Annotated in this window: 4 protein-coding genes; 2 read left to right on the top strand and 2 right to left on the bottom strand. The window is 47.6% G+C overall.

Translation table 11 applies throughout. The features are described 5' to 3' along the window. Positions 1-70: 70 nt before the first annotated feature. Positions 71-925 (bottom strand): cation diffusion facilitator family transporter, encoded by an 855-nt coding sequence (locus tag CINSTRO3249_RS12200; RefSeq protein WP_074013480.1) that lies wholly within the window; start codon positions 923-925, stop codon positions 71-73. 747 nt (positions 926-1672) lie between these two features. On the opposite strand from CINSTRO3249_RS12200, the gene CINSTRO3249_RS12195 reads away from it, so the two are divergent. Then, positions 1673-2056, top strand: coding sequence for a DUF1090 domain-containing protein (locus tag CINSTRO3249_RS12195; protein ID WP_074013479.1), 384 nt, complete (start codon positions 1673-1675; stop codon positions 2054-2056). Positions 2057-2347: 291 nt separating this feature from the next. Here the strand turns inward: CINSTRO3249_RS12195 and CINSTRO3249_RS12190 are convergent, their stop codons facing one another. Continuing rightward, a complete protein-coding gene (locus tag CINSTRO3249_RS12190) occupies positions 2348-2548 on the bottom strand; it encodes a hypothetical protein (protein WP_074013478.1) in 201 nt (66 codons plus the stop codon). Positions 2549-3881: 1333 nt separating this feature from the next. Here CINSTRO3249_RS12190 and CINSTRO3249_RS12185 point away from each other — a divergent pair. After that, positions 3882-4634 (top strand): glycosyltransferase family 25 protein, encoded by a 753-nt coding sequence (locus CINSTRO3249_RS12185; protein ID WP_074013477.1) that lies wholly within the window; start codon positions 3882-3884, stop codon positions 4632-4634. The last annotated feature ends 852 nt before the right edge of the window (positions 4635-5486 follow it).

Genomic DNA, 5486 nt, shown 5'->3' with positions numbered 1-5486 from the left:
AGGCCAGCGAGCAGAGCAGGAGCGCTCTCTCTGCGGCCTCGCTTTTGCTGTCGTCCTGACAAGCGACATATCAGCTGGCGGGCTGCCGCATTTTCTTCTCCTTCAGCGCGTTGCAGCCGCCATACCAAATAGCGTGCCCTGCGTCGACGGTCAACTGCCCGTCCACTTCCACATGCAGCTCCACAAAAACCCGATCGCCCCCGTTGCGGGTGCGCAGGTCATGCACCCCTTCCACGCCGGGACAACTCAGCGCCGCGGCGGTAATACGCCGCCGATCGGCGCCATCCAGTTCACGGTCGAGTAATTGCAGCATCGCTGATTGGATCATGCCGCGCGCATTCCATACCATATAGCAAGAAATCGCCAGCGCGCCGCTGGCGTCTGCCCTGACCCAGCCAAACTGGTTTTCAAGGACCAACGCGCACAGCACGGCAATATTGACCGCGATGTCGGTAATGTAGTGCGCACGATCGGCGGCAATCGCCGTCGAATGAGTATATTTCACCACCAAAGTCTGCATGGCTACCAGCAGGCTGGCGCACAGGGTGTTGGCCACGATCACGATGATACCGAGCTGCTGCGCGGCAAGCGCCTGAGGGGTCATAAGACGGCTAAAGGACTCTATACCCAGCGCCACCCCCGCCGCCGCCAGCAGTAGCGCCTGCACAAACGCGGCAATGGCTTCCGCTTTACCATGACCGAATCGATGGCCGCGATCCGCCGGTCGCTGAGCGTAATAAACGCCCACCAGAGTGACTATCGACGCCAATACATCCACCAAACCATCCGCCGCCGAGGTCAGCAATGCAATGGAGCCGGTTTCCAGCCACGCCCAAATTTTGATGCAGACCAGCGTCAACGCGACGCCAAGGGATACCAGGGAAGCAAGGCGCGTCAGGCTTTTTTTAGACAACTTAGCAATCATGATGCTTAATCCAGATGATAATCATTTACCTTAAACGTTATAAATTTCTGAAACCCATATGTTTATTATGTGAGTTTGGGATTTAAAAAAACAGCTTTTTTTCGCCAATGAGAAATTGAAAGGGCGAAATAACCGCATCGGCGATTCTGCATTACGCTGGATAATAATAAAACAACCCCATGATGACTATTATCCACCTCCACATCAACGGGCCCGCGGATAGGGCCACAGATCGCGGCATGCAGATTTTTCAACAGCGACGCTTAACCCCTTTTAGACGATTAAATGTGACACATCATCAGCATCTATCACTGGCGTGATAAAAAACGCCTGCTTATATTTATGCTATTTTCCCGTTTTTCTCGCACCCGAACGGGTTCATTGCCTAAAAAAGAATTGTTCTCAACCGTTTATCGCATGCTTTCGTCATGGCAGGGACCTCGCATATTCTTGTGTCCTACATTGCCTTCTCAGCCTCACTTGCGAATACCTTGAGGCACAAATCAGTCGGGTTTGAGACAACATTTAAGTTTAACTCGAATTATTTTCGATAAGACATTCTTGCCAGATTTTCTGCGATCACGTTCATCGTAGACTACCGTTACGATTTATGGTTCGTACTTAGCGCTGCGTCACCTTTTCGCGCCGTCGACGAGCGCGACATATTTCCCCCAACCGTTAACTCTGGTAAAGTTAGTCTAAAATTATTATGCATACATTTATCTTTTACTTTGAAAAGGATCGTCAATGAAATCGACACTCTCTTATCTAACTCTAATCGGTTTTATGCTGGTTTTCCCTAGCCAAAATGCGCTGGCGGCAAGCGGCTGCGCGGCCAAACAACAATCTGTACAACAGCAACTCTCTCATGCCCGCGCCCAGGGCAATACAGCGCGTGCCGAAGGTCTGGAAAAAGCGATGTCGGAAATAACCGCCCATTGTCGCGATGATCAGCTGCAGGCAGACCGTCAACGTCACGTCGCCGATAAGAAAAGCAAACTGGCGCAACGACAACGCGAACTGGCGGAGGCTCAACAGACGGGAAATAGCGATAAAATTAACAAAAAACAAAAAAAAGTTGCACGCGCTGAGCAAGAACTGGCGGAAGCACAATCTGCATTAACACAGTAAGTTCGCACCCGGGCAAGGGAACGATAATCCGTTAACGACCGCGGCGCAATGACGATAGCCGGCAAAAGCATATACTTTTTACCGGCATCGGTAATATACCAAATTGTCAGACCCTTTTTACCACGCCGCCGTTCACGCCATTTTCGTCGCTTCTTAACATCCGGTATCTAGAACGAATACCGCCTGTGGGGTCGCGCTGCGATAAAGCCACGCCGGCCTACGGGTAACTTCTCAACAAATGTTTTACGTATTGTGGTAATGAGCGCTTGATTTGCGGCGGACGAATAGCTGTTACTCCCCTGCCCGTCGCAGCAATCTGCTCAGCGCGGCATATAGCGCTTCTTCATTGTCATCCTCTACGTTGACGCCCGCATTTTTGACAATAGTGGACAACTCGCGATTTATTGCATCCATCCATTCTTGACTATTCATTTCAGGGGAGACATTCCCTTTCTGGGCATTATCGCCCACCAACGCATTCAGTTTTTTCATGGCGATATCCTGGCTTGGGCGCTGACGTTTTCGGCCGCACCGTTTATTCCCGCCGTAATGCTAACGCGAAACAGTGTCGCTAATCATTACGATGTCAAATACGTCAAACTACTAAAGATAATTCTGATATTCCCCCGTCCATCCTTGTTCTGCAGCAGCCCATGGTACTTTAGGCGCGATTGAATAACCCCTGTCGATAGGGAAACATTACGCATTGTCGAAGACTATCTATTCTAACGATTAATACTTTTGATTCTTTTATAAGGTTAAGGCTGAGGGCTCAGATGTGAAAAGTACTCACTGTACCGACCTTATGCGGTAGCACCCATTGAAAGTGACACAGAGACCGTATCATTTTTATTAATTAATTGAAGCAAATAATTTCAGATCATCGTTCGATGCTATCGGAAACCCCAGCGTATTCATACCGGGGACAGCAATCTGGTAGCATTTTTTTCGATCGTCAGAGAATAACTATTAAACGGAATGTGGCGCTTGTCAATACATTTCCCCCAACCCTGAAGATTTATTGCCAAAGGAATTGTCTTCGTGGCCGATGGGCCAATATTATCCACAAGAATTCACTGAGCGCTATCAGAAAAATCCTTTTATTCTCGCAAGTTTTAATTTGTAAGAATTGTCCTGGCGCCGATATTGCATAGGGGTCAGGTACCCACCCACATTAACATAACAATACAATAATTAATTTTCACATCTTATATTTTGCGAGATAATGTCACGTCAGCGTCGTCCGCTAGGCTCCTTCGTTAACGCTTTCACCCTTCGGGGTGATAAAAGAAAGCCTACACATTGTCGCTTTAGCGGACGTGTAACCGTTTGACTGCTTGGTATTACACATTTTATTAGTGCATTAATAATTCATATTATCTGTAAAACCAGGGGCACTTTACGCTTCACTGCATAAGCAAAGGTCGTCAAGCGCCCCCCTTACTCAGAGAATAGCTGGCTACAGGTCATGCTAAGACCCAGACCCCGTCACTATGCAAGGTTTAGTCGACTACGCGTCTTGGCTGTATTCAGAAGCGCAATGCTCTGAAGAGTTATCATATTGATTTTAATTACAAGCCATTAAATAGAATACTTAACACCATACATAGTGCCGATAAAGGGTGCGTGAATTTCTCGCCAGCGCACAAGATTTGCTGGTATTATTCACCACGATTTCAGCATCAAAAATAATCATAAGAATAGGTTCATGCAATTCAATAGCTTCACAGGCAAAATATAAAAAAATAATAGATTTACACGACACCTTCGTTTTTATAGCAAGATAGCGCTGCGCACCATTTATAATTCACATCATGGAGAAAGCGTGAAAGTTTTTATCATCAATCTGAAAGAATCGGTAAAGCGCCGTCAATGTATTGAATATCAATGTCGCCGTTACTCTCTGGACTATGAGTTTATCGACGCAGTGAATGGTCACCTTCTCAGCGGCGAGGACATTGTAAAACACACACGTGAAATCAACTACGCCACCCGTCCGGGTGAAATAGGCTGTGCTCTTAGCCATATCCATATCTATCGCCTCATTGATGAACGAGGCCTGGATCAAGCACTGATCCTGGAGGATGATGCCAAACTTACACCGGAAGCCATGCCGATTATTCGCCATATCGCTTTGCACAATGATCCCAACCGTCCGCTGCTGACGTTACTCACCACCTGCAATCAATACCTGAAGAAACCGATTCATGTGTTGAACAAAACGCATAGTTTGCATAGAGTGATCGACGCCGCCATGACGCACGGTTATGTCATCAATCGCGCAGCTGCGCGCAACATGGCGGCAGCCCTGTATCCGGTATGGATGGTGGCCGACAAATATTCCCTTTTCCAGGACTACTCGTTATGTCAGGTTCGCGCCGTGGTACCACCGGTCATTCTGCATAGTATTCATGCCGGTCAGTCAAATATCAGTACCAGTCCCAGTCCCAAACCCACTGCAACACGCCTTGCCATCTGGCAAACCCTAAAAGATCAAATGCCCTGGCGGGTGAAATACAAACATCTGCTCTGGCGCATCCTGGTTAGGCCATTTTTGTCCATCGTTAAACAGCAATAACCCGCCTCTTTCCTTACTATAACGTCGCCGTCAAGACGTCAGCGCAGCGAAAGCCGCGCTTGAGCGCGGGTATTCGGCAGCCAAGGAAAGTTGTGACTTCTGCCGGAGCCAAATAAGGCCTTTAATACGACGCCATGACCTGTGCATCGCGAACTATCCGCTTCTCTTGGGTGTCATTACCAACGCGCTGCGTTACATTAGGTCACCTGTTTTCGGTGAACGAATGTGACTGTCTGTGCAGATAATAGAGAATGAGTGACATTATGCATCTTGAAAGAAATTGAGAATAGCGGAGTAAAGCCTGCAGCAGAAATGCACCCTATATCGGTATCGCAACCGAGCAGCTCTTTTGCATGCAAACAGTGAGTCAGCATGTTGCGGAAAACACCTGGTTTCCCTTTTTTGCTATGAAGTGGGGAACATAATCAGGTTCAGCACCTTTTTGTTTGTTGCGTAGGACTGTACATCCGTTTCATTGGAAAATAGTAGCAAAACGAGGAATCGCTGCAACAGTGTAATATCTGCCGTCGAGTGGGATTAAGCCGCAAATGATTATGGCGAAGCTGCCTTTATGCATAGGTATCTACACATCAGGGAGGAGGCTTAAGAGCAACTCTCGCTAAATGAGTAAGTTCTTCCAGACTATATTCCGATAATAATTTTAGTGTATTCAACAAGATGGATAGGCCAGCGAGCAGAGCAGGAGCGCTCTCTCTGCGGCCTCGCGAGGCTGTAAAATAATCTGTGTAAATGGCATTTTTAGCAAAACCTTTAAAGGACTACAAAATGCCTATCAGCAACGATCTTATTGACCAATTGCTCCAGGATTGCCACTCCCCTCAGGACCTGTTG

Origin of the sequence: Candidatus Sodalis sp. SoCistrobi, assembly GCF_900143145.1 — a bacterium.
Classification (GTDB): Bacteria; Pseudomonadota; Gammaproteobacteria; order Enterobacterales; family Enterobacteriaceae; genus SoCistrobi.
The sequence above is the reverse complement of the archived record's forward strand: the minus strand, read 5'-3'. Positions and strand labels throughout refer to the sequence as shown.